The organism is Metabacillus sp. KH_069, assembly GCF_057838075.1.
On record NZ_CM174460.1, the window covers coordinates 2,907,607 to 2,928,327 of the forward strand.

20 protein-coding genes and 1 riboswitch are annotated in these 20,721 nt (G+C 41.4%); of the genes, 3 read left to right on the plus strand and 17 right to left on the minus strand.

Annotated elements, in window-relative coordinates; genetic code table 11:
• Positions 1 to 28: 28 nt before the first annotated feature.
• Together AC3ISE_RS14615 and AC3ISE_RS14620 are read right to left on the minus strand one after the other, a co-directional pair.
• Positions 29 to 2,278, minus strand: coding sequence for an ABC transporter permease (locus AC3ISE_RS14615; RefSeq protein WP_489221553.1), 2,250 nt, complete (start codon positions 2,276 to 2,278; stop codon positions 29 to 31).
• Positions 2,275 to 2,976 carry an ABC transporter ATP-binding protein gene (locus tag AC3ISE_RS14620; RefSeq protein ID WP_489221554.1) on the minus strand — a complete coding sequence of 234 codons (702 nt, stop codon included), beginning with the start codon at positions 2,974 to 2,976 and terminating at the stop codon, positions 2,275 to 2,277. The genes AC3ISE_RS14615 and AC3ISE_RS14620 overlap by 4 nt, the downstream gene beginning before the upstream one ends.
• A 284-nt stretch (positions 2,977 to 3,260) precedes the next feature.
• Between AC3ISE_RS14620 and zwf the strand changes: the two genes are divergently transcribed.
• Positions 3,261 to 4,751, plus strand: a complete 1,491-nt coding sequence (gene zwf, locus AC3ISE_RS14625) for a glucose-6-phosphate dehydrogenase (protein ID WP_489221555.1) — start codon at positions 3,261 to 3,263, stop codon at positions 4,749 to 4,751.
• Positions 4,752 to 4,823: 72 nt separating this feature from the next.
• Here zwf and AC3ISE_RS14630 read toward each other — a convergent pair whose 3' ends face one another.
• The 4 genes from AC3ISE_RS14630 to AC3ISE_RS14645 form a co-directional block, all read right to left on the minus strand.
• Complete coding sequence (locus AC3ISE_RS14630) at positions 4,824 to 6,197, minus strand: MFS transporter (RefSeq protein ID WP_489221556.1); 1,374 nt, start codon at positions 6,195 to 6,197, stop codon at positions 4,824 to 4,826.
• 118 nt (positions 6,198 to 6,315) lie between these two features.
• Entirely contained in the window at positions 6,316 to 6,501 is a 186-nt protein-coding gene (locus tag AC3ISE_RS14635; RefSeq protein ID WP_489221557.1) for a YqaE/Pmp3 family membrane protein, read from the minus strand.
• A gap of 256 nt (positions 6,502 to 6,757) precedes the next feature.
• Positions 6,758 to 8,170 carry an NADP-dependent phosphogluconate dehydrogenase gene (gene gndA, locus AC3ISE_RS14640; RefSeq protein WP_133310181.1) on the minus strand — a complete coding sequence of 471 codons (1,413 nt, stop codon included), beginning with the start codon at positions 8,168 to 8,170 and terminating at the stop codon, positions 6,758 to 6,760.
• Between the two features lie 117 nt (positions 8,171 to 8,287).
• Positions 8,288 to 9,529, minus strand: a complete 1,242-nt coding sequence (locus AC3ISE_RS14645; RefSeq protein ID WP_489221558.1) for a DNA polymerase IV — start codon at positions 9,527 to 9,529, stop codon at positions 8,288 to 8,290.
• Positions 9,530 to 9,673: 144 nt separating this feature from the next.
• Positions 9,674 to 9,818: riboswitch (cyclic di-AMP (ydaO/yuaA leader) on the plus strand.
• Positions 9,819 to 9,897: 79 nt separating this feature from the next.
• On the opposite strand from AC3ISE_RS14645, the gene gltT reads away from it, so the two are divergent.
• Positions 9,898 to 11,160, plus strand: a complete 1,263-nt coding sequence (gene gltT / locus AC3ISE_RS14650; RefSeq protein ID WP_489221559.1) for a glutamate/proton symporter GltT — start codon at positions 9,898 to 9,900, stop codon at positions 11,158 to 11,160.
• Between the two features lie 301 nt (positions 11,161 to 11,461).
• On the opposite strand, the gene AC3ISE_RS14655 is transcribed toward gltT, so the two are convergent.
• The 5 genes from AC3ISE_RS14655 to mce all read right to left on the minus strand — a co-directional run bounded on the left by AC3ISE_RS14655 (position 11,462) and on the right by mce (position 15,460).
• Positions 11,462 to 11,641, minus strand: a complete 180-nt coding sequence (locus tag AC3ISE_RS14655; RefSeq protein ID WP_489221560.1) for a hypothetical protein — start codon at positions 11,639 to 11,641, stop codon at positions 11,462 to 11,464.
• 78 nt (positions 11,642 to 11,719) lie between these two features.
• Entirely contained in the window at positions 11,720 to 12,277 is a 558-nt protein-coding gene (msrA, locus tag AC3ISE_RS14660) for a peptide-methionine (S)-S-oxide reductase MsrA (RefSeq protein ID WP_489221561.1), read from the minus strand.
• A 68-nt stretch (positions 12,278 to 12,345) separates the two neighbouring features.
• A complete protein-coding gene (locus tag AC3ISE_RS14665) occupies positions 12,346 to 13,470 on the minus strand; it encodes a M20/M25/M40 family metallo-hydrolase (protein ID WP_489221562.1) in 1,125 nt (374 codons plus the stop codon).
• A gap of 23 nt (positions 13,471 to 13,493) precedes the next feature.
• Positions 13,494 to 15,041 carry an acyl-CoA carboxylase subunit beta gene (locus AC3ISE_RS14670; protein ID WP_489224345.1) on the minus strand — a complete coding sequence of 516 codons (1,548 nt, stop codon included), beginning with the start codon at positions 15,039 to 15,041 and terminating at the stop codon, positions 13,494 to 13,496.
• Positions 15,042 to 15,043: 2 nt separating this feature from the next.
• Positions 15,044 to 15,460, minus strand: a complete 417-nt coding sequence (gene mce, locus AC3ISE_RS14675) for a methylmalonyl-CoA epimerase (protein ID WP_489221563.1) — start codon at positions 15,458 to 15,460, stop codon at positions 15,044 to 15,046.
• Between the two features lie 178 nt (positions 15,461 to 15,638).
• Here mce and prli42 point away from each other — a divergent pair, with 178 nt between their 5' ends.
• The gene (gene prli42 / locus AC3ISE_RS14680; RefSeq protein ID WP_154319130.1) at positions 15,639 to 15,731 is read left to right on the plus strand and encodes a stressosome-associated protein Prli42; all 93 of its coding nucleotides are present in this window, start codon (positions 15,639 to 15,641) and stop codon (positions 15,729 to 15,731) included.
• A gap of 177 nt (positions 15,732 to 15,908) precedes the next feature.
• Here the strand turns inward: prli42 and AC3ISE_RS14685 are convergent, their stop codons facing one another.
• The 6 genes from AC3ISE_RS14685 to AC3ISE_RS14710 all read right to left on the minus strand — a co-directional run bounded on the left by AC3ISE_RS14685 (position 15,909) and on the right by AC3ISE_RS14710 (position 20,659).
• Complete coding sequence (locus tag AC3ISE_RS14685) at positions 15,909 to 16,427, minus strand: L,D-transpeptidase (RefSeq protein WP_489221564.1); 519 nt, start codon at positions 16,425 to 16,427, stop codon at positions 15,909 to 15,911.
• Between the two features lie 20 nt (positions 16,428 to 16,447).
• On the minus strand, positions 16,448 to 17,431 hold the full coding sequence (locus AC3ISE_RS14690) for an aromatic acid exporter family protein (protein ID WP_489221565.1): 984 nt from the start codon (positions 17,429 to 17,431) through the stop codon (positions 16,448 to 16,450).
• Between the two features lie 312 nt (positions 17,432 to 17,743).
• Positions 17,744 to 18,466: an amino acid ABC transporter ATP-binding protein gene (locus AC3ISE_RS14695; protein ID WP_170292815.1), complete on the minus strand. Its 723-nt coding sequence runs from the start codon at positions 18,464 to 18,466 to the stop codon at positions 17,744 to 17,746.
• Positions 18,459 to 19,118, minus strand: coding sequence for an amino acid ABC transporter permease (locus AC3ISE_RS14700; protein WP_070876687.1), 660 nt, complete (start codon positions 19,116 to 19,118; stop codon positions 18,459 to 18,461). Before AC3ISE_RS14700 ends, AC3ISE_RS14695 begins: the two co-directional genes overlap by 8 nt.
• Before the next feature lie 78 nt (positions 19,119 to 19,196).
• Entirely contained in the window at positions 19,197 to 19,976 is a 780-nt protein-coding gene (locus AC3ISE_RS14705) for a transporter substrate-binding domain-containing protein (RefSeq protein ID WP_489221566.1), read from the minus strand.
• Positions 19,977 to 20,221: 245 nt separating this feature from the next.
• Positions 20,222 to 20,659, minus strand: a complete 438-nt coding sequence (locus tag AC3ISE_RS14710) for a BrxA/BrxB family bacilliredoxin (protein ID WP_133310171.1) — start codon at positions 20,657 to 20,659, stop codon at positions 20,222 to 20,224.
• Positions 20,660 to 20,721 lie beyond the last annotated feature (62 nt).

A 20,721-nucleotide genomic window follows, 5' to 3' on the forward strand; every position in this document is an offset into this window, starting at 1 on the left:
CACCAAAATCAGTGCCTTTTTCTCATTTCTATTCCTGACGCTTTAAAACTTCCTGAAGCGATATGTTTCTGATTTTCCGTTTTGAAAGCTGCAGAGACGTCCAGTAAGCAAGATAGACAATTACAAATCCGGCTATAAGCATGAACGGTTCCGCTTCAATCGGCAGGGAAAAGCTTGTTGATTCGGAAACGGAAGCCATCAGCCCTTTATAGCTGATGAAAGCGAGAGGAACTCCCAGAATATAGCCAATGATCACAATGGGAGTGTAAACATTTAATAGAACGGATGAGATTTCTTTTTGCTTATATCCCATGACTTTAAGCAATGATATATTGACTGTATTTTCTTCCATGATCAGGCTTGTAATTAAATAAATGATGACCAATCCGATTATAAAAGCAAATAAACTGATGACTGCGACTGAATATTTTGTAGGCTCAAGCAGGGTTTCAAACACCTTTTTCATTGCTTGTTTGTCTTCAATCATTGTAATGGGTTCGTTTAGGTTCTCCTCCGGTTTTTCATTCGTCCATTTTCCAAGGTACGCCGTATTCTCCAAATCTAAGAAACTATTTACTTCTTCTCTTGGCAGATAGATTGCGTGGCCAATGAATATCTCAGCAATGCCGGTGATTTTGAAGGATTGTTCCTTCTCCGTCCACTGATTGCTGATAGTAACGGAATCCCCTTTTTGCAGACCTTCTGCAGCAGCCAGCGTCTGTGTGACAACAGCTCCGTCTGATAAGGTTTGATTCAAATCGGCTCCCCTGCTGTCAATCAGCTTCAGCATGGAGGTATCCGCATCTATTCCATAGAGCTGCGTTTTTGCATCCTTTTTGTCCCCGCTTTTAAGGGTTACTTCAGAAACAGTAAACGGACTGTCTTCGCCCGTCATTTCATTGGTTTTTAAATCCTGATAATAGACTGCATATTCATACCGATAAGCATCCTCATAAGTCTTTTTCAGAAGCTGATTCATAGAGTTCATCGAAATGAATCCAAACGTGAGAAGGATAGCTGAGAAAAGAATTCCGATGAATAGAACGAAACTTTTCGACGGATTGCCAATCAGCATTTTCAATCGGAAACGAGCTTTAAAGGAAAGTCTTTTTGACAGGCTGACGGTTCCTTTTTTTGAAAAGGCAGGTCTAGTATTCAGCAGCTGAAGAGGCGGTTTTATAGCCGTCTTTCGGATCGTAAAGAAACCGGCTGCTCCGATGACAATAACCGGCACTGCTAATCCAAGCACAAGGGTATACGGATCAAAGGCAAAGCTTTTTAAAATCGGCAGATTATAAAAAGACGTATACAGACTTGTCATTGGCTTTGAAGCAAGTATGCCAATTGCCATTCCAGCGGCTGAGCCGGCAGCAGAAACAGCAAGAGGGTATACCATAAAGGAAGAAGTAATCTCTCTTGGTGTATAGCCTAATGCTAAAAGAGTGCCAATTTGTTTAGCCTGAAGCTCAATTTGCCTTTTAACAATCAGGACGACGATGAATAAGGAAAGCAGTCCGATAAATAAGGGCAAAACCGTTCCAAATGACTGATTCGATTCAATCTCTGTATCAATATATGAAATCCGGATATTATCCTCAGCATCTGTCCATTTTGTGACAGGAACAACGGCCGAAACGGCTTTTTTCAGCTCAGCCGTCTGCTGCTCCTCTTTTTTGAAAAGACCTGTGTAGTAGACGGGCGCCTGACGATTTTCCGGAAAATCAGCTTTTCTTATTAATGCTGCACCAAAAGTCTTGGAATCATAAAACAGATCGTTTTCATTTTGTACGCCGTAAATGTAATCCGGCAAGTGCACATGTGCCGTTACAGTATAAGTTTTCCCGCCGGCTTTCCATTGATCGCCGATATCAAGACTGTGGTGATTGGCATAAGCAGCCGTAACCGCAGCTTCATTTTCTTCATCAGGGAGCGTTCCATCTACAACATAGGGCAGATTCATGCTGTTTTGAAGAGACAGAAACCGGACTGTAGTCCCTTCTTTCCATTCAGCATCAAGCCAGGATCTTTCCTCTAGATCAAGATTAAACTTATTTTCCAGGTCATCCATCTGCCCATTTGTGAGCCTTTCGCCTGCAGCAAATTGAAAGTCTTCCTGCTTATAGTCTTTTCTGAATAATTGATTACTCGAATCCATCAGTGCCATCGAGCTTGAAAGCATGACAAACAGCATGACAGCTATGGCTAGTAGAAAAACAGCTCCTGAAAATTGCAAAGGCTTTTGCCGCATCCCTCGCACAGCCATTTTACGGATTTTCATACCCATCTCACCTGCTCAGCCTCGATTGGCTCTTCATTTTTTATCGTTTCAATGACCATGCCGCTTTTCATTTTCAAAACGGTATGTGCCATATCCGCAATACCTGGATTATGAGTGATGATCAGAACCGTGGTTTGATAAGCGCGGTTCACTTCTTGAATCAGCGACAGAATCTTTTTACCTGTCTCTTCGTCTAAGGCACCTGTTGGCTCATCGCAAAACAAAATGCTTGGGTTTTTGACGATGGCACGGGCTATCGCTGTTCTCTGCTGTTCTCCTCCGCTTAATTGGTGCGGAAATTTATGCTGATGGTCATACATCCCCACTTTTTTAAGAATTTCATCTTTCGGCAGCGGTGACCCGCTGATTTCAGAGCCGACTTCAACATTTTCCCTGACCGTCAGAGATGGAATCAGATTGTACGATTGGAAAATAAAGCCTGCGTGATCTCTCCGGTAAGCTGTCAGCTCTTTATCTTTTAACTGATGAAGCTGCAATCCTTGTACAGCCACTTCTCCTTTATCAGCCCGGTCAATTCCTCCGGTGACATTCAGCAGTGTAGACTTCCCTGATCCTGATGGACCCAATATAACGACAATTTCACCCTGGCTGATCGTTAAACTTACCTCTTTGAGTGCAGCAACCTCTACTTCTCCTGCTTTATAAGATTTGCTGACGCCTTTTAATTGGATACTCATTTTGCACCCCACAAGTTATGAAATGTTTTTTAAATTTAATTTCATAATTATCGTACATCAGAAAATAGCCGGCGACAAGTAGTTTTTGAACTATTTTTCAATTTTCATTTCATCTTTCATCTTTTTTTCCGATTTATGGATTGCAATCAATTGGTTCATACTACTTATGTATGAAAATAATCTTAAATGTTTGATTTACTTCATTTTTAGCATTAAAATTAAGTACTTGAACAGGTTACATACTTTTTTAATAAATCCGGCTGATATAAAGTGAGGTTCAATACATGAATACGGAACAAAAACCAAAAGCAGTAATTGTAATATTCGGGGCAACAGGAGACCTTGCAAAACGCAAGCTTTTCCCTTCCATTTACCGCCTGTACCGCAGCAAGAAAATTGATGCTGATTTTGCAGTCGTCGGTGTAGGAAGAAGACCGTGGACAAATGATGAATTCCGCTCGAATGTCAGTGAATCGATTCAATCATCGATCAAGAAATCATCAGAGCTAGAAGAGTTCGCATCACACTTTTATTATCATCCGTTTGATGTGACAAATCCATCTTCGTACTTAGAGTTAAAAGGGATCCTCTCCGATATGGACAGCAAGTATCAAATTCCGGGAAACCGCATGTTCTATATGGCTATGGCACCTGAATTCTTCGGAACGATTGCGCGCAATCTAAAAAAAGAAGGATTAACGGCAACAGATGGCTGGAGCCGTCTAGTGATTGAAAAACCGTTTGGACATGATCTGCCTTCTGCACAGGAATTAAATGATGAAATCCGCGAAGCTTTTTCTGAAGATCAAATTTACCGGATTGATCATTATTTAGGAAAACAAATGGTCCAAAATATAGAAGTGATCCGTTTCTCAAACGCATTGTTTGAATCTGTCTGGAACAACCGATATATCTCAAATATCCAGGTAACTTCAAGCGAAGTGCTCGGTGTTGAAGACCGCGGACGTTACTATGAAAATTCCGGCGCTCTTCGGGACATGGTTCAGAATCACCTAATGCAAATGGTTGCCCTGCTTGCAATGGAGCCGCCAATTAAGCTCGAAACTGATGAAATCCGTTCTGAAAAAGTGAAGGTCATGCGTGCCCTCCGCCCGATGACGGAAAAAGATGTTCCTGATTACTTCGTACGCGGACAATACGGCAAAGGCGAATCTGAAGGAACAGCGGTTCCCGGCTACCGTGAAGAAAGCAACGTAGATGCGGAATCCAATACAGAAACATACGTAGCAGGCAAAGTCATGATTGATAACTTCAGATGGGCAGGTGTTCCATTCTACATCCGTACAGGAAAACGAATGGCCGCGAAATCCACAAAAATTGTTGTTCAATTTAAAGATTTGCCGATGAACCTGTATTCAAATGATGTTGACAGCAAGCATCCAAACCTGCTTGTGATTCATATTCAGCCTGATGAAGGAATTACCCTTCATCTGAATGCAAAAGAAGCAGGCGGCGGATCCTATGTAAAGCCGATCAAGCTTGACTACTGCAGCAATTGTGTTGATCAATTCAATACACCTGAAGCGTATGAAAAATTGATTTATGATGGCCTGCGCGGAGATGCAACAAACTTCACGCACTGGGATGAAGTTTCTCTCTCATGGAGCTATGTTGATACCATTTCAAAAACATGGGAATCAGCTAAAGCAGAGTTTCCTAACTATGCTGCCGGTTCTATGGGACCGAAAGCAGCAGATGAAATGCTTGAAAAAGACGGCTTTCACTGGTGGCCAATTACAGATATTGTAGAATAAGATGATAAAACGCCTGGAACAATCCAGGCGTTTTATTGCGCAAAAAAAAAGCCGCTCTAAGCTGAGGGGCTTTTACTTGTTAAAATCTTTTTTGCTTTTGAGAAAATACATAAAAAATACGGCAAGAGAACATACAATTAATCCGGCAAGTCCTGCAAAAATATTGGTATAAATCAGCTTAGGCGATAGTCCCTCCTGCCATTCAATAAACAGACCGGAGAGGGCAACACCGAACGCTCCCCCAAAAAATTGAACAAGCTGTGTCATCCCCATTCCCGCTCCAATTTCTTTTTCCGGAAGAATGCGGGTAGCCTCATTTGCAATGCTTGATGTCAAGCTTGAAAAACCAGTGCTCATAAACATATAGGCAATTAAAATCGCATAAGGCGAAATGGTTGAGAAAAACACCAAAATAACAGTTGAAATCAATAAAAATGCATGACCAAAAAAGATGAGCGGAAGATTTCCGAACTTATCAATCAAGCGGCCAATAAACTGAGCTGCGACTGCAGACAAAATCGCACCGGGGAAGATAATCATTCCAATGGCTGCCGGATCCTTCTCAAAAATAACTGTGAGAATAATAGGCATTAAAAACAGTGTTGAAAAATGAACTATAAAAGCCGAAAACCCGACTCCTGCTAATTTTAAATATTGACGATTGCGCAAAAGGGACGGCTGGACAAACGGGATGTCGACTTTATGAATATGTCTCCAGAGAATAAATAAAAGAATAACTGTGCCGGCAAGCAATGGAATTGACATAGTTGATAAAAACAGCAGCAAGCCTGTAACACCAATTCCGGTCAACAAGCCTCCTAAAGAATCAAAATGCACTTGCTTCGCATCTTCTTTCGGCAAAAGTTTTTGAAAGAGCGGCAATAGCAGGATAACAAATCCTGTGATCAAAAATAGATAATGCCAGCCTAAATATTGTGTAATGGCTCCCCCTATAACAGGACCCAGACCAAATCCAAGCGAGGCAGCAGATGAGATAAGAGACATTGCTTTTCCCCGTCTTGAGATGGGAATATATTTTCCTGCAAGAACCATCGCAAGACCAGGAACAGCACCGGCTCCTGCAGCCTGAAGGACACGGGCAGTTAAAAGCATATAAAAATTGTTTGAGAAAAACCCGATAATGGATGAGATTCCAAGCAGCATTAAACCAATAGAGAGCAGCTTTGCGATCGGAATAAAATCGGATAAGCGGCTGTATGTCAAAGTGGAAATAGCAAAGGCAATCGAATAGCCGGATACAATCCAAGATGCTGTTCCAGATGATAAGCTAAGGTTATTTAACACACTTGGCAGCGCAACATTGAACATCGTGGTGTTCATGACGACAAGCCAGACGGTTAAGCTCCATAATAAAACAATCTTTGTTTCGTGGGCTAATCCATGATCGTTTTTTTCAATAGGTAATTCCGTTGTAATTGCAGACATGTGATCCCGCCTTTTTATTTCGTGTACCTAATGAAATATACGCGCTCCAACGACAATCGTCAACCAATTTGAATTCATGAAAAAACCGGGCATCCGCTTACATGCCCGGCTGTATCTATTAATAATGAGTGCCATATTTTTTCGCTCGTTTATCTGCCTTCGCATCTTTCACAACTAGTACCGCATGGATGGCTCCGGGAATATAAAAGATCAAAGTTAAAATCAAATTCAGCAGAGCCTGAAATGGTTTTCCGACAAAAAGCACCGCAACTGGCGGCAATAATATGGCAAGCAAATAAAGCATCCGACTTCACCCCGTTCTCTCATTCTGTTTCTTTTTTACCCGGAAACATCAAGGTGAAAACATATATGAAAGGGCTGTGTTCGGATTAATTGCTGATTTGCTATCGTTATTTAACGCGAAATAAGGTCTCAGACGTGCTCTTTTAGTCGGCGTATGGAATGCAAAAAATCCATAACCCGATTTTACTAGCTATCTCTAGCAGTTTACGAAAGAGCCAAATGAAAACACGGCGCCAGAGGGCACCGTGTTTGTTTGCTTATTTAGACATCCATTCTGTATGGAAAATACCTTCTTTATCTGTACGCTGATACGTATGAGCTCCAAAGTAGTCACGCTGCGCCTGAATAAGGTTGGCAGGAAGCGTTTCTGTACGGTAGCTGTCATAGTAAGATAACGCAGCTGAGAAGCTAGGCACTGGTACTCCCTGCTCAATCGCAACCGTTAAGACCTTGCGGAGTGCTCCCTGGTAGCCTTCAGCAATTTCTTTAAAGTATGGATCCAAAAGCAGATTTGCAAGGCTTGCATCACGGTCATACGCATCTTTAATTTTTTGCAGGAATGCAGCGCGGATGATGCAGCCTCCTCTGAAAATCATCGCGATGTCACCATACTGAAGGTCCCACTTATATTCATCAGAAGCTGCTCTCATTTGAGCGAAGCCTTGTGCATAAGAACAAATTTTACTCATATAAAGAGCTTTGCGCACAACTTCAATCAGTTCTGCTTTGTCGCCTTCATAAGAAACAGCTGCAGGTCCTGATAAGATTTTGCTTGCTTTCACCCGCTCATCCTTCATGGCTGAAATGAAGCGTGCAAATACAGACTCCGTAATAATCGGAAGCGGAACACCTAAATCAAGAGCGCTTTTGCTTGTCCATTTTCCAGTGCCCTTTTGGCCTGCAGTATCCAAGATAACATCTACTAGCGGCTTGCCTGTTTCTTCATCTGTTTTCGTGAAGATGTCAGCTGTGATTTCAATTAAATAGCTGTCAAGCTCACCTTTATTCCAGTCTGCAAATACTTCATGTAATTCCTCTGCAGATAGACCAAGAACATTTTTCAAAATAAAATAAGCTTCTGAAATCAGCTGCATGTCCCCATATTCAATGCCGTTATGAACCATTTTCACGTAATGGCCAGCACCATCAGGACCGATGTATGTAGTACATGGATCTCCATCAACTTTTGCAGAAATCGCTTCAAAAATAGGTTTTACTAGATCGAATGCTTCTTTCTGTCCGCCAGGCATAATGGATGGTCCTTTAAGTGCCCCTTCTTCGCCTCCGGATACACCGGTGCCGATGAAGTGAATGCCGCTCTCGGCAAGCTCCTTGTTCCGGCGCTGTGTGTCTGTATAAAGCGTGTTTCCGCCGTCAATTAAAATATCCCCTTTGTCTAAATGAGGAAGCAATTGTTCAATAGTAGCATCTGTTGCAAAGCCCGCTTTGACCATTAACAAAATTTTGCGGGGAGTTTCAAGTGATTGAACAAATTCTTCAATGCTGTATGTACCAACAAGATTTTTTCCGCTGTTTTCTTTCAGCATTTCCTCTGTTTTATCAGAAGAACGATTATAAACCGATACGGAATAACCGCGGCTTTCTATATTAAGAGCGAGGTTTTTGCCCATGACGGCCAAACCGATGACGCCAATTTGCTGTTTTGACATTATAATACTTCCCTTCTCAATCAATTTTTTAATAGACAGAGCTCATGTATACATGCACATGGATTCTTCATGTAAAATAACACAGGAGCCTTGCTTTTATCAAGTAAAGCGCCTTGCTCATTCCCTTAAAAAATCTTTATTAAAACTTGTGCCGCTTGTCTTATCATCTTCTGATTTGTCCACTTTCATCCCGCGTTTCACCATGCTGCCGCCATATTTTCTATTAATATCTTCAATGGTTTTGTAAAGCGGTTCTTTTTTTGCATCCTCCTGAAAAGAAAAAAGATCCAGCTGCTTATAAGCCTCCTCTTTCTGAACGAGATCCTGGCATGTGATCCCAAGAAGCCGGATCGGTTCACCTGTCCAATGTTTATCAAACAGAGCTTTAGCATGTGTAAGAATATCTTCTTTCTCTGCAATGGGGTTGTTCAGCTTTTTACTTCGGGTAAATGTGCTTCGGTCAGAATAGCGGATTGTCGTGAAGATTTTCGTGCCGAGAACATCCTTCCGTTTCATTCTGCTGCTTACCGATTGTGACAGGCGGTTCAGTGTTTCATAAAGAATTCTCGGCTCTGTCGTATCTTTTGATAATGTAGTTGAATTTCCAATGCTTTTAAAATCATAGATAGAGTCAGGGTTTACCTCTCTGTCATCGATTCCATTCGCTCTTTTTTTCAGCCTCTCTCCATTAATTCCGAGAAGCTGCTTTAACCCGATCGCATCTGCATCTGCAAGGTCTTTTATTGTTTGAATGCCAATTGTTCTTAATTTATCCGCTGTTTTTTCGCCAACCCCATGCATCTCGCTTACAGGAAGCGGCCAAAGCGTTTTACCCAGTTCCCGCTTTCTGAGTACTGTGATGCCAAGCGGTTTTTTCATATTGGATGCCATTTTGGCGAGAAATTTATTAGGTGCGACGCCGATGCTAGCAGGCAGCAAAAGTTCTTCCATCAGTCTGTCCTGAATGGTCTTTGCGATTTGAAGAGGATTGCCCTCCTTTAAAAATTCCGTTAAATCCATATAACCTTCATCAATTGAAACGGGCTCTACCAAATGGGTAAACTCCCGCAAAAGATCGAACATAGCTTTCGAGGCTTTCCTGTAACGGTCAAAGTTTGGTTTGCGCACAATTAGTTCAGGACAATGCCGTTTCGCCTGCCAAAGCGGCATGGTCGTTTTTACACCCTTAGCCCTCGCCTCATAACTGCAGGTAACCACAATTCCTTTTCTTTCTTCAACATTTCCTGCAATGGCAAGCGGCTTTCCTCTGAGTTCGGGTTCAAATGCCATTTCAACAGATGCATAAAAGCTGTTCATATCCACATGAAGAATCACTTTTGGCCCGCTTTGCTCTTTCATTTCCGTTCAACTTCTTTCCAGACTGTTGTTAATCTTAAGTTTACCATAACAGCAGTAAACACGGCCATTCAGCATAAAAAGATTGACAAGCTGCTGTTTGTCAGAGTAAATTATATCTTGTGTGTTTTTTATTATACTGAACAAATGAATAACAAGCTTAATCTATCCAGAACGGGGGAATCATGCAATTGGTAATCCATTTACCTTGGGGTGAATCCTTTAAACAAAGGCAGGGAACTCTCAATCCCGAATCCGACAGTTAACCTCGTGTGCTTTATTGAGAGAAAGAACTTTAGTGAATTAAAGACCTTTCTTTCTTAAGAACGGTCTTTTTTTGTGTTTTCAGACAACTTAGAGGGGGTTCATACATGAAGAAATTTAAATTGGGACTGGCTTCCCAAATTTTCATCGGTTTGATTTTAGGGATTTTGGCAGGTGTTATTTGGTTTAACGATCCGCGTGTTGCAGCGTTCCTGCAGCCGCTTGGTGATTTATTTCTCCGGTTAATTAAAATGATCGTCATTCCTATTGTCATTTCCAGCTTAATTGTCGGTGTTGCCGGAGCAGGCAATGGAAAACACGTTGGAAGGCTTGGCGGCAAAACAATCCTTTATTTTGAAATCATTACAACAGTTGCGATTGTTCTTGGCGTATTGCTTGCAAATGTCTTCCAGCCTGGACAAGGTGTTGACCTTGAGTCTGCTCAAAAGACAGATATCCAGCAGTATGTCGATACGTCTGAGGAGCAAAGTGAAAAATCGGTCGCCGAAACGTTCCTTCATATCGTTCCGACAAACTTCTTTAAATCTGTCGTTGAAGGAGACATGCTTGCAATTATCTTTTTCTCAGTCCTGTTTGGGCTCGGGGTCGCAGCCATCGGCGAACGGGGAAAACCTGTTCTTCAGTTCTTTGACGGCGTCTCGCACGCGATGTTCCACGTAGTAAATCTTGTGATGAAAGTCGCTCCGCTTGGTGTGTTTGCTCTGATTGGAGTAACCGTGTCAAAGTTCGGGATCGATTCTTTATTGTCTCTAGGCAAATTAGTTCTGCTGGTATACGCTGCCCTGATCTTCTTCCTGATCGTTGTTTTAGGTGCAGTTGCCAAATGGGCAGGGGTTAATATCTTTTCACTCCTGCGCTACATTAAGGACGAGCTCCTGCTGGCATTCAGTACATCCAGCTCTGAAACCGTCCTCCCCCGCATTATGGAAAAGCTTGAAAAAATGGGATGCCCTAAAGGAATTGTTTCATTTGTCGTTCCGATTGGCTACACCTTCAACCTTGACGGATCTGTGCTCTATCAGGCAATCGCTGCCTTGTTCCTTGCACAAGTCTACGGCATCGAGTTGACAATCGTACAGCAATTAACGCTGATCTTAGTCTTGATGGTCACTTCTAAAGGTATGGCTGCCGTTCCGGGCACATCCTTTGTCGTCCTGCTTGCTACCCTTGGAACCATTGGAATACCGGCAGAAGGACTCGCCTTTATTGCCGGAGTTGACCGCATCATGGACATGGCGCGCACGGTAGTAAACTTAGTTGGAAATACATTGGCTGCAATTGTCATGTCAAAATCAGAAGGAAAATACAACCGCATTAAAGCGAACGAAGTGATGAAAGCAAGTGCATAAAAATAATCTGCCCCCGGCGTTGCTGCCGGGGGTTTCTTATACAATCAGAATTTCCGGGAATGGAAGAATCATCAGCTTTTTCTTTCAGCAGTTCAATCCGTTCATGCATCTCTTGTTCACCCTCCCTCTCCCAGTTGCTTACAACTATCTATATTTATGGGTATAATTCTCTTACTGAGGGTTCGATTCCTTCGCTTTCTTACCCTCTAAAACCGAGAAACGGTTTTTGAGGGCACGATTTCCCTATCAAAGCGAAACACACCATTCAGCAATGAATGGTGTGTTTTAATCTAAATCTATTTCACTTGCACTCAACCTTATCAAACCCAAACCGTTCAAGAAACTCATTGTAAGCTTCCATTCTGCCCAATATTTTGCCCTTTTCAAGCTCGTTCATTTCGTCATCTTTCAGAAGCTTGCAATTCTCCTCCGCTCTCGTTTTCACATAGGAAGCGATGGCGCTTTCATTAAATGTATTCATATTGATCACCTCTCCTTAATATGGAAAGTACCCCGCTGCCCTCTTTAACAAACTATTATCAGCACATTCAAAAGCCCCTCACCTGTTTAAAGGCAAAGGGCTTAGGGCTAACTTCTTCCAATTTTTCTGAATAAATTCTTCTCTTCCTGACTCTTCTCTTTCTTGCTTATACTTCTCCGGATTTTTAGCATAAAACTTTTGATGATATTCTTCTGCAGGGTAAAAAGGTGCTGCAGGCAGGATTTCAGTGACAACCGGATTTTTAAAGCGGCCGCTTTCGTCAATTTCCTGCTTTGTCTTTTCTGCTTTTTGCTTTTGTTCTTCGGTGTGATAAAAAATGGCTGTACGGTACTGGCTTCCTCTATCAAAGAACTGTCCGCCGTCATCTGTCGGATCTATTTGCGGCCAATATAACTCGAGCAGTCTTTGATATGAAAATACTTCAGGTTCAAAGGTAATTTCGACAGCTTCACGATGGCCTGTTTCACCTGTCTTAATTTGTTCATAAGAAGGATTTTCCAAGGTTCCGCCTGTATAGCCTGAAACAACCTCAATGATTCCAGGCTGCTCGTCAAACGGCTTGACCATACACCAGAAACATCCTCCCGCAAACGTTGCTTTTTCTCTTTTATTCATGCATGACACCTCTATTTTCTAAATAAGAAACAGCAGGAGCAATCGCTGCGCCTGCCATTCTTTTTGGATTATTTGCCTTTAGCTACTTCTTCAATGATAGCCACAACGAGTTCTGCTGTTTTCACAAGCTCTTCTATCGGCATCTTTTCATTAGTTGTATGGATATCTTCGTATCCTACTGCCAAATTTACGGTTGGAATGTCAAATCCGGCAATCACGTTGGCATCACTGCCTCCGCCGCTTGTTTGAAGCTCGCTTGTGCGTCCGATTGCTGCAGCCGCTTTTTTAGCGACTTCCACAACATGATCACCCTCGCCAAATTTAAATCCTGGATACATCACTTCAATGTCCACTTCAGCTCGTCCGCCCATTTCAGCAGCAACGCTCTCAAAAGCTTCTTTCATTTTCGCCACTTGAGCTTCCATTTTCTCAGGAACCAAAGATCTTGCTTCAGCTAAGATATTCACATGATCGCAAACGATGTTTGTTTGCGTGCCTCCTTCAAAACGGCCAATATTAGCTGTTGTTTCTTGATCAATTCTGCCTAAAGGCATTTTTGCTATCGCTTTGGCTGCAATGGTAATCGCAGATACACCTTTTTCAGGAGCGACACCGGCATGAGCCGTTTTGCCAAAGATGGCTGCTTTTACTTTAGCCTGTGTTGGAGCTGCTACAATGATTGTGCCGACTTTACCATCACTGTCTAATGCATAACCGAATTTTGCAGTGATTTGAGATCCATCTAAAGCTTTTGCACCTACAAGGCCAGATTCTTCACCGGCGGTAATAATAAATTCGATTTTTCCATGTGCGATGTTATTTTCCTTTAAAACGCGGACGGCTTCAAGCATCGCCGATAAACCTGTTTTATCATCAGCACCTAAAATCGTCGTTCCATCTGTCACGATGTAATCATCTTTAATGGATGGCTTAATGCCTTTTCCTGGTACAACCGTATCCATGTGTGAAGTAAAGTAAATTGGATCTATTCCGTCCTTTACAGCTTCCAGAGTACAAATTAGATTTCCTGCTCCGTGTCCAGTGACGCCGGTTGTATCATCTTCCACTACATGAACACCAAGTGCTGAAAACTTTTCTTTTAATACTTTTGCTATTTCTGTTTCAAATTTCGTCTCTGAATCAATTTGCACAAGCTCCAGAAATTCATTAACTAAGCGCTCTTGATTAACCATATGTATTTCCTCCATAAATTGTATTAAAGCGGAATGTTTCCATGCTTTTTGACAGGTCTTTGCTCCTGCTTTGTCCGCAGCATTTCAAGCGCCTGAATCAATTTGATTCTTGTATCCCGCGGATCAATGACATCATCGACCATGCCCTGACTTGCAGCAACATACGGATTTGCGAATTTCTCCCTGTATTCTTCAATTTTATTTGCTCTTGTTTCCTCAGGATTATCACTGTTTTCAATTTCCTTGGCGAAAATAATATTCGCAGCACCCTGAGGACCCATTACAGCAATCTCGGCATTCGGCCATGCAAACACTAGATCCGCTCCGATGGATTTACTGTTCAGTGCAACATATGCTCCGCCATAGGCTTTTCGCAAAATAACCGTCAATTTAGGAACGGTTGCTTCTGAATAGGCATATAAAATTTTTGCTCCGTGTCTGATGATTCCCCCGTGCTCCTGCTTAATTCCTGGGAAAAACCCAGTTACATCTTCAAATGTAATGATCGGAATCTGGAAAGAATCACAGAAGCGGATGAACCTGGAAGCTTTATCTGAAGAATCAATATCCAGTCCGCCTGCCATATACTTTGGCTGATTGCAGACAAGTCCTACGACTTCTCCTTTTATTCTTGCAAAACCGACGACAATATTTTTTGCAAAGTCCTTTTGCACCTCATAAAAAGAATCGGCATCAGCCACTTCTTGAATCACCACTCGAACATCATAAGGCCTGAGAGCATCAAATGGAATGCAGTCTGTCAGATTCGGACGATAATCTGAATCATTCTCAAACGGCATTATTGGTGCTTTTTCCTGATTATTCTGAGGTAAATAAGTGATTAATTTTCTGACCTGAGAAAGCACCTCTTCTTCTGTTTCGCCAGAAAAATGGGCATTTCCGCTGATTGTATTATGTACTTTAGCTCCGCCTAGATCTTCGGAACTGATTTTTTCGCCTGTTACGGTTTCGATCACTTTAGGCCCTGTTATAAACATTTGACTGGTTTTCTCGACCATAAAAACAAAGTCTGTAATGGCAGGAGAATAGACGGCACCGCCTGCACAAGGACCAAGAATAACCGAAATTTGCGGTATAACGCCTGAGTAGATGGTATTGCGGTAAAATATCTGCCCATATCCATCTAATGATACCACACCTTCCTGAATTCTAGCACCTCCGGAGTCGTTGAGGCCAATGAAAGGCGTTCCGCTTTTCGCGGCAAGATCCATGACTGCAGCAATTTTTTTGGCATGCATTTCTCCAAGTGCTCCTCCAAAAACGGTAAAATCCTGTGAGAATAAGTAGATTGGCCGCCCATGGACTTTCCCGTAGCCTGTGACAACTCCGTCTCCAGGTCCTTTTTTCCCGCTAAGGCCAAAGTCATTGCATCGGTGCTCAATAAAAGGATTCATCTCGACAAAAGTGCCTTCATCTACTAATAGATCAATTCGCTCTCTCGCTGTCAGCTTTCCTTTTTCATGCTGTTTTTCAATGCGCTCATCTCCGCCGCCCATTTCCACTTCACGTCTTCGATCATACAGTTCATTTATTTTATCGAAAATATCTATGCTCATTGAACAGTACCCTCTCTCTTTTCACATAGTTCCACTAATACTCCATTTGCAGCTTTCGGATGCAAAAAAGCGATTGAAGCGCCGCCTGCACCGTTCCTTGGAGTTTCATCTATCATTTTCACTCCATTATTCCGTAAATCTTCAATCCGTTTCTTTATATCATCCACTCCTAAAGCCAAATGATGTATGCCTTCTCCCCGTTTTTCAATAAATTTGGCTACAGCACTGTCTTCTGAAGTGGGCTCAAGCAATTCAATTTTCGTCTCCCCGATTTTCAAAAAAGCGACTTTCACCTTTTGCTCTTCTACATGCTCAATGCCCTGAAGCTGTAATCCGAGAGTCTTCTCATAAAACGGAAGCACCTCAGAAATGGAACGCACCGCTACCCCTATGTGATCTACCTTTTTAATCATCTCTTCCCTCCTCTTGTTGAAAACGCTTAACTCTTATGAACGTGACTTACTTCTTTATTTACTGTCAATATTCCTGCTGTTTCGACTAAAATGTGCAATTTTGTTCATAACTCCTCCCTTGTCCAGTCTAATTATTCACGTTAAAATATAGACAGAATCCTATTTAGGAGTGAAGATTATGTCTAAAAGATTTCAAAAAGTGATTGTTTATTTGATGCTTGCTGTAATGATTGCAACAACATTACTTGCTGGGATGAGCATGTGGTTCTAATAAGAAATGCGGAGCCGACTGTTTAGCCCCGAAAGGCAGATAAGAATCAGGCGGTGAAGGCGCTTTTTGCCTTTGCTGACGGATTTGTTCTGACCGAGGGGTTAGGAGGCGGAGTTGACACCATGAATAACGGAACCGGCTGATGACCGGCATCTTATACTAAAAAAGGTGATTCCCTCATTGGGAAACACCTTTTTTCATTGCGCCCTTTTCAGCAGCTATTTCTTCAAACGGCTTCTTGTTTTTTGTAATAAATACCTTTGTGCCGATTGGAATATGTTCAAACAGAATTTCTACTTCCTCATTATACATGCGCACACATCCCTGGGTCACAAAAGAACCGATTGAATCTTCATTATTCGTTCCATGAATGCCATACGTTCTGCCATCAGAATTTTCTGCATCAAATCCAATCCACCTGGTCCCAAGCGGGTTTTTAGGATCGCCGCCCGGAATATTCTTTTTTCGGTAATACGGATCTGCCGCTTTCACAGTGATCGTGAATTCTCCTTCTGGTGTAAGCTCTTCATTCTTGCCTGTAGCAACGTCAAAGATTTTCACAACCTGACCATTATCTATATATGCAAGTTCGTTCGACTGCTTATTGATAATGACATATGGATCACCGACAGATGGATTTTCTCCGAGCGGCCAAAGCGGAGAGAGAAACAAGATGGAAAGAAGCAATACCTTCATGATGAATCACCCTTTTTTCTTTATGTTGCGCTGGAAGGATGAAATTCATGCTCTGAAGATATGCCTTTAAACTGACTTTTTATGACAAGATACTGCTCCATCTCCCGTACAAAGTGCAGGAGAGCGGCTCTTGCTTCAAATTCTTCCCGTGTTTCGGGAAGCGGCATTTCTTTAAAAATCTTTCTCATATGATGAAGCTTGACTAAAAACTTGTGTGCCGTATTACCAGGGTGTATCGCTTCTCTGACTTCCTGAATAAATTCAGCGATAATTTCGGCCTGATCCACCGTTACATTAACGGAAGTAATAATCGGAAGGACCCGTTCGATAATTTCAAATTGTTTTTCCCTCATTTTGAAATAGTGGTAGTAGAGATTTTCATGTCTCATAAAATGGTTTTCAACATCTCTGAATGCCAGAGTTTTGGCTTCGTTTATTAAAAGAGCGGTCTCCGTTATTTCTTTTCCATCCCATGAACTATCGTTTGATAGTAAATACTCCTCAATTTCCAGAAAGATTTTCGAAAGATTATCTTCAATTTTCAGCTGATATTCCTTCAGCTTTTTATCAACGCTCGGCATATAAAGGTTCATAATCAGGGCCACCCCTATCCCGGTTGAAATAAGCGCGATTTCATTTAAAACAAGGCTGAACGTAATATGTGAGGATGTGTATAAGTGCAAAATAATAACTGAACTGGTCACAATCCCTTCTTTTGCACGAACAATCACTGTCACAGGAATAAAGAACAGTAAAAGAAGACCGATAACAAAAGGATAATAGCCAATTCCTTCAAAGAAGACAAATGAAAAGAGAATGGCAATTAAACAGGCAAAAAATCTTGCCCAGGAAGTCTGCAATGATTTCTTCTTTGTTACCTGAATACAGAGAATCGTCAGTATCCCGGCTGATGCGAAATTATCCAGCTGAAACATCTGAGCCAGACTGATGGCAATCGCTGCTCCCAATGCAGTTTTAAGCGTGCGGTATCCGATTTTAAACATTTTCTTGCCCCTTGCTTCAATCTTCTGTTTGTTAGTGTAACCAAAAAGAAGAATGATTTTTGAATAAGTCTTATGTATGCTGATGCGGTTTTTAAATGAACAGCTAATTTAATGGTGTTTCTTTTAATTAGGCTGTTTTCACATAGATTGTTGTTTTCCATGATAAATGTTGTCCGTTCCTTTCCGCTCCACTTAAGGTTTTTAACATTTAATCCAACAGCAATCATATTTACGAAAAGAAAACTTAAAATATATAAATGAAAAACTCCAAAAAGAAAAAGATGATCATCATGATCACCTTTCACTTTAGGATTATAGCATTTTTTCAAGGAAAATTTGAGCACGTTTCGTTTTAGGATTTGTGAAAAACTCCTTAGGCGGTGCATCTTCAACTAAAATCCCCTCATCTAAAAAGAGGACTCTGTCTGCTACTTCTCTTGCAAATCCCATTTCATGGGTTACAATCGCCATCGTCATACCGGAGAACGCAAGATTTTTCATAACTTCCAATACTTCCTTTACCATCTCTGGATCAAGAGCAGAGGTAGGTTCATCAAACAGCATAACTTCCGGGTTCATTGCAAGCGCCCTTGCAATCGCAACCCGCTGCTTTTGTCCGCCTGATAACCTGCTTGGATATTCGTGAGCTTTTTCAGCAAGACCGACTTTCTTTAAAAGCTCGTGACCCTGTGCTTCTGCTTCCTTTTTGGAAGTTCCCTTAACCGTTAATGGTGCGTATGTTAAGTTTTCCAAAACGGTTTTGTGAGGAAAAAGATGAAAATGCTGAAAAACCATTCCGACATTTTGACGAACTTTATTGATATCTGTTTTCGGATTAGTGATATCATGATCCTTAATCCAGACATGTCCGTCTGTTGGATCTTCCAAACGATTTAAACAGCGCAAAAAGGTGGATTTTCCTGAGCCTGAAGGCCCGATAATCGCGACAACCTCTTTTTCAGCAATTGATGTGGTAATTCCTTTAAGCACTTCTAATTTACCGAATGACTTATGAAGATTTTCTACTTTAATCACTGCGCGCCATTCTCCTTTCAACGAGTTTGCCAAGGAGCGTTAAGATGATAACCATGACATAATAGATTAAACCCGCAATTAAGATCGGTTCAAAATAACGGTATGTTTGTCCTCCGACAATATACGAACTTCTCATGATATCCTGTACGCCAATGATGGTTACAATAGCAGATTCCTTTGTCAGCGTAATGAACTCATTCATCAGTGCAGGAAGAATATTTTTGATGGCCTGAGGAAAAATGATATCTTTCATCATTTTTGAGTAAGGAACACCAAGAGCCATTGCAGCTTCGCGCTGTCCTTTATCGATTGCCATGATGCCTGCTCTGATAACCTCAGAAATGTATGCGCCTGAATTCAGGGCAAATGTTGCAACTGCTGCTGGATAAGGATCAATCTCAAAGCCAAGTATTTGCGGTGCACCATAATAAATGATTAATAATTGCAAGATGAGCGGCGTGCCGCGAAAAACGGATGTATATGCATCTGCAATCCACATCAGCGGCTTAATTCTGCTAATCTTCAACAGTGCAAGAATGACAGCTAGAATAAATCCAATTAAAGCAGAAAGTCCTACAATTTTCAATGTAACAGGTATCCCCTGAAGAATAAAAGGTATGGAAGGTGCTATAGCCGGAAAATCCAGATTCATTTTTCATGACACTCCTTTCTGTTTAAGGAAATAAAAAACGTTCAACAATCGTTCCGTTGAACGTTTTTTAAAGTTAACTTATTTTTCTTCTCCGCCGAACCATTTCACGACTAATTTTTCAAGCTCGCCGTTTTCTTTCATCTTCTGAAGCTCTTTGTTGAATTCTTCTGCATACTTGCTGTCTTTAGGGAAAGCAATCGCAGAACCTGCTTCTTCTGTTTCACCGTCTTCAATTGTCACGCCTTCTAGTTCTTTATCCTTTTCAAAATAGCCTTTTGCTACTGTGTCTTCAATAATCGCTGCATCAAAACGGCCTGATTTCATTTCTTGAATCAGTTCAGGAATTCTGTTGCGGTTTTCAACTTTGATGTTTACCTCTTTAGCGATTTCCTCCGCTTTGCCTTCTTGGATCGAAGCAAGCTGAACACCGACTGTCTTTCCTTCTAAATCTTCAACAGATTTAATGCCGCTGCCTTTTGGAGAGACGATCATATGCTTAGCTGTATAGTATACATCTGAGAAATCCACGCTTTTTTTGCGTTCTTCAGTTGGTGTCATCCCTGCTAAAACAATATCAGCCTTGTTAGCCTGAAGTGCCGGGATTAAACCAGTGAAATCCATGTCCTGAACTTCAATTTCATAACCAAGCTCTTTGCCGATTGCTTTGGCAAGGTCGATGTCAAATCCAATGATTTCACTCCCTTTAGCAGTGTCAATGTACTCAAAAGGAGGATAATCTGCCGATGTTGCCATTTTTAACACTTTTTTCTCTTCTCCAGATCCATTGTCTGAAGATCCGCATGCAGCAAGAACTCCAATCACTAAAATCGAAATCATAAACAATAATACCTTCTTCATTTTCTTCCCCCTAGATAGTTTTCTTAAAATTCTAAATTTAATAATATTATCTTCTATAGAATAATATTTTACAAGTGTTTTTTTACGAATAAATATCCGAATAAATGTATTTTAACACATACTTATAAATATGCAATATATAGATCAATAATTTATTTTTATGCAAAAATATTATATTGGAAAAGAATGTTAAACTTTTCGGAAATATAAAAAACCACAAAAAAAACTGCCGTAAAAACGGCAGTTTAGATTTCTTCGCAATGCTGATCAAAAGCTTCTTGAAGCTTTGCTACAACACTCATCGGATCGTGTCCTTCAATTTCATGGCGTTCAACCATAGCCACAAGCTTGCCGTCTTTTAACAGGGCAAACGATGGTGAAGAAGGCGGATAACCAGTGAAATGCTCTCTTGCATATGCAGTTGCTTCTTTATCCTGTCCTGCAAAGACAGTGACAAGACGGTCAGGTCTTTTATCATAATGAACAGAGTGAGCAGCTGCAGGTCTTGCAATACCGCCTGCACAGCCGCATACCGAGTTGACCATCACAAGAGTTGTTCCTTCTTGCTTAAATGTTTCTTCCACCTCTTCAGGTGTAGTTAATTCTGTATATCCTGCAGCCGTGATTTCTTTTCTTGCCTGTGCGACTACATCATTCATAAACATATTAAAATCGATATTCACGTCATAACCTCTCCTTTACTTACAATACATACAGTTTACCAAGAGTTGCGTCAAATGACCAC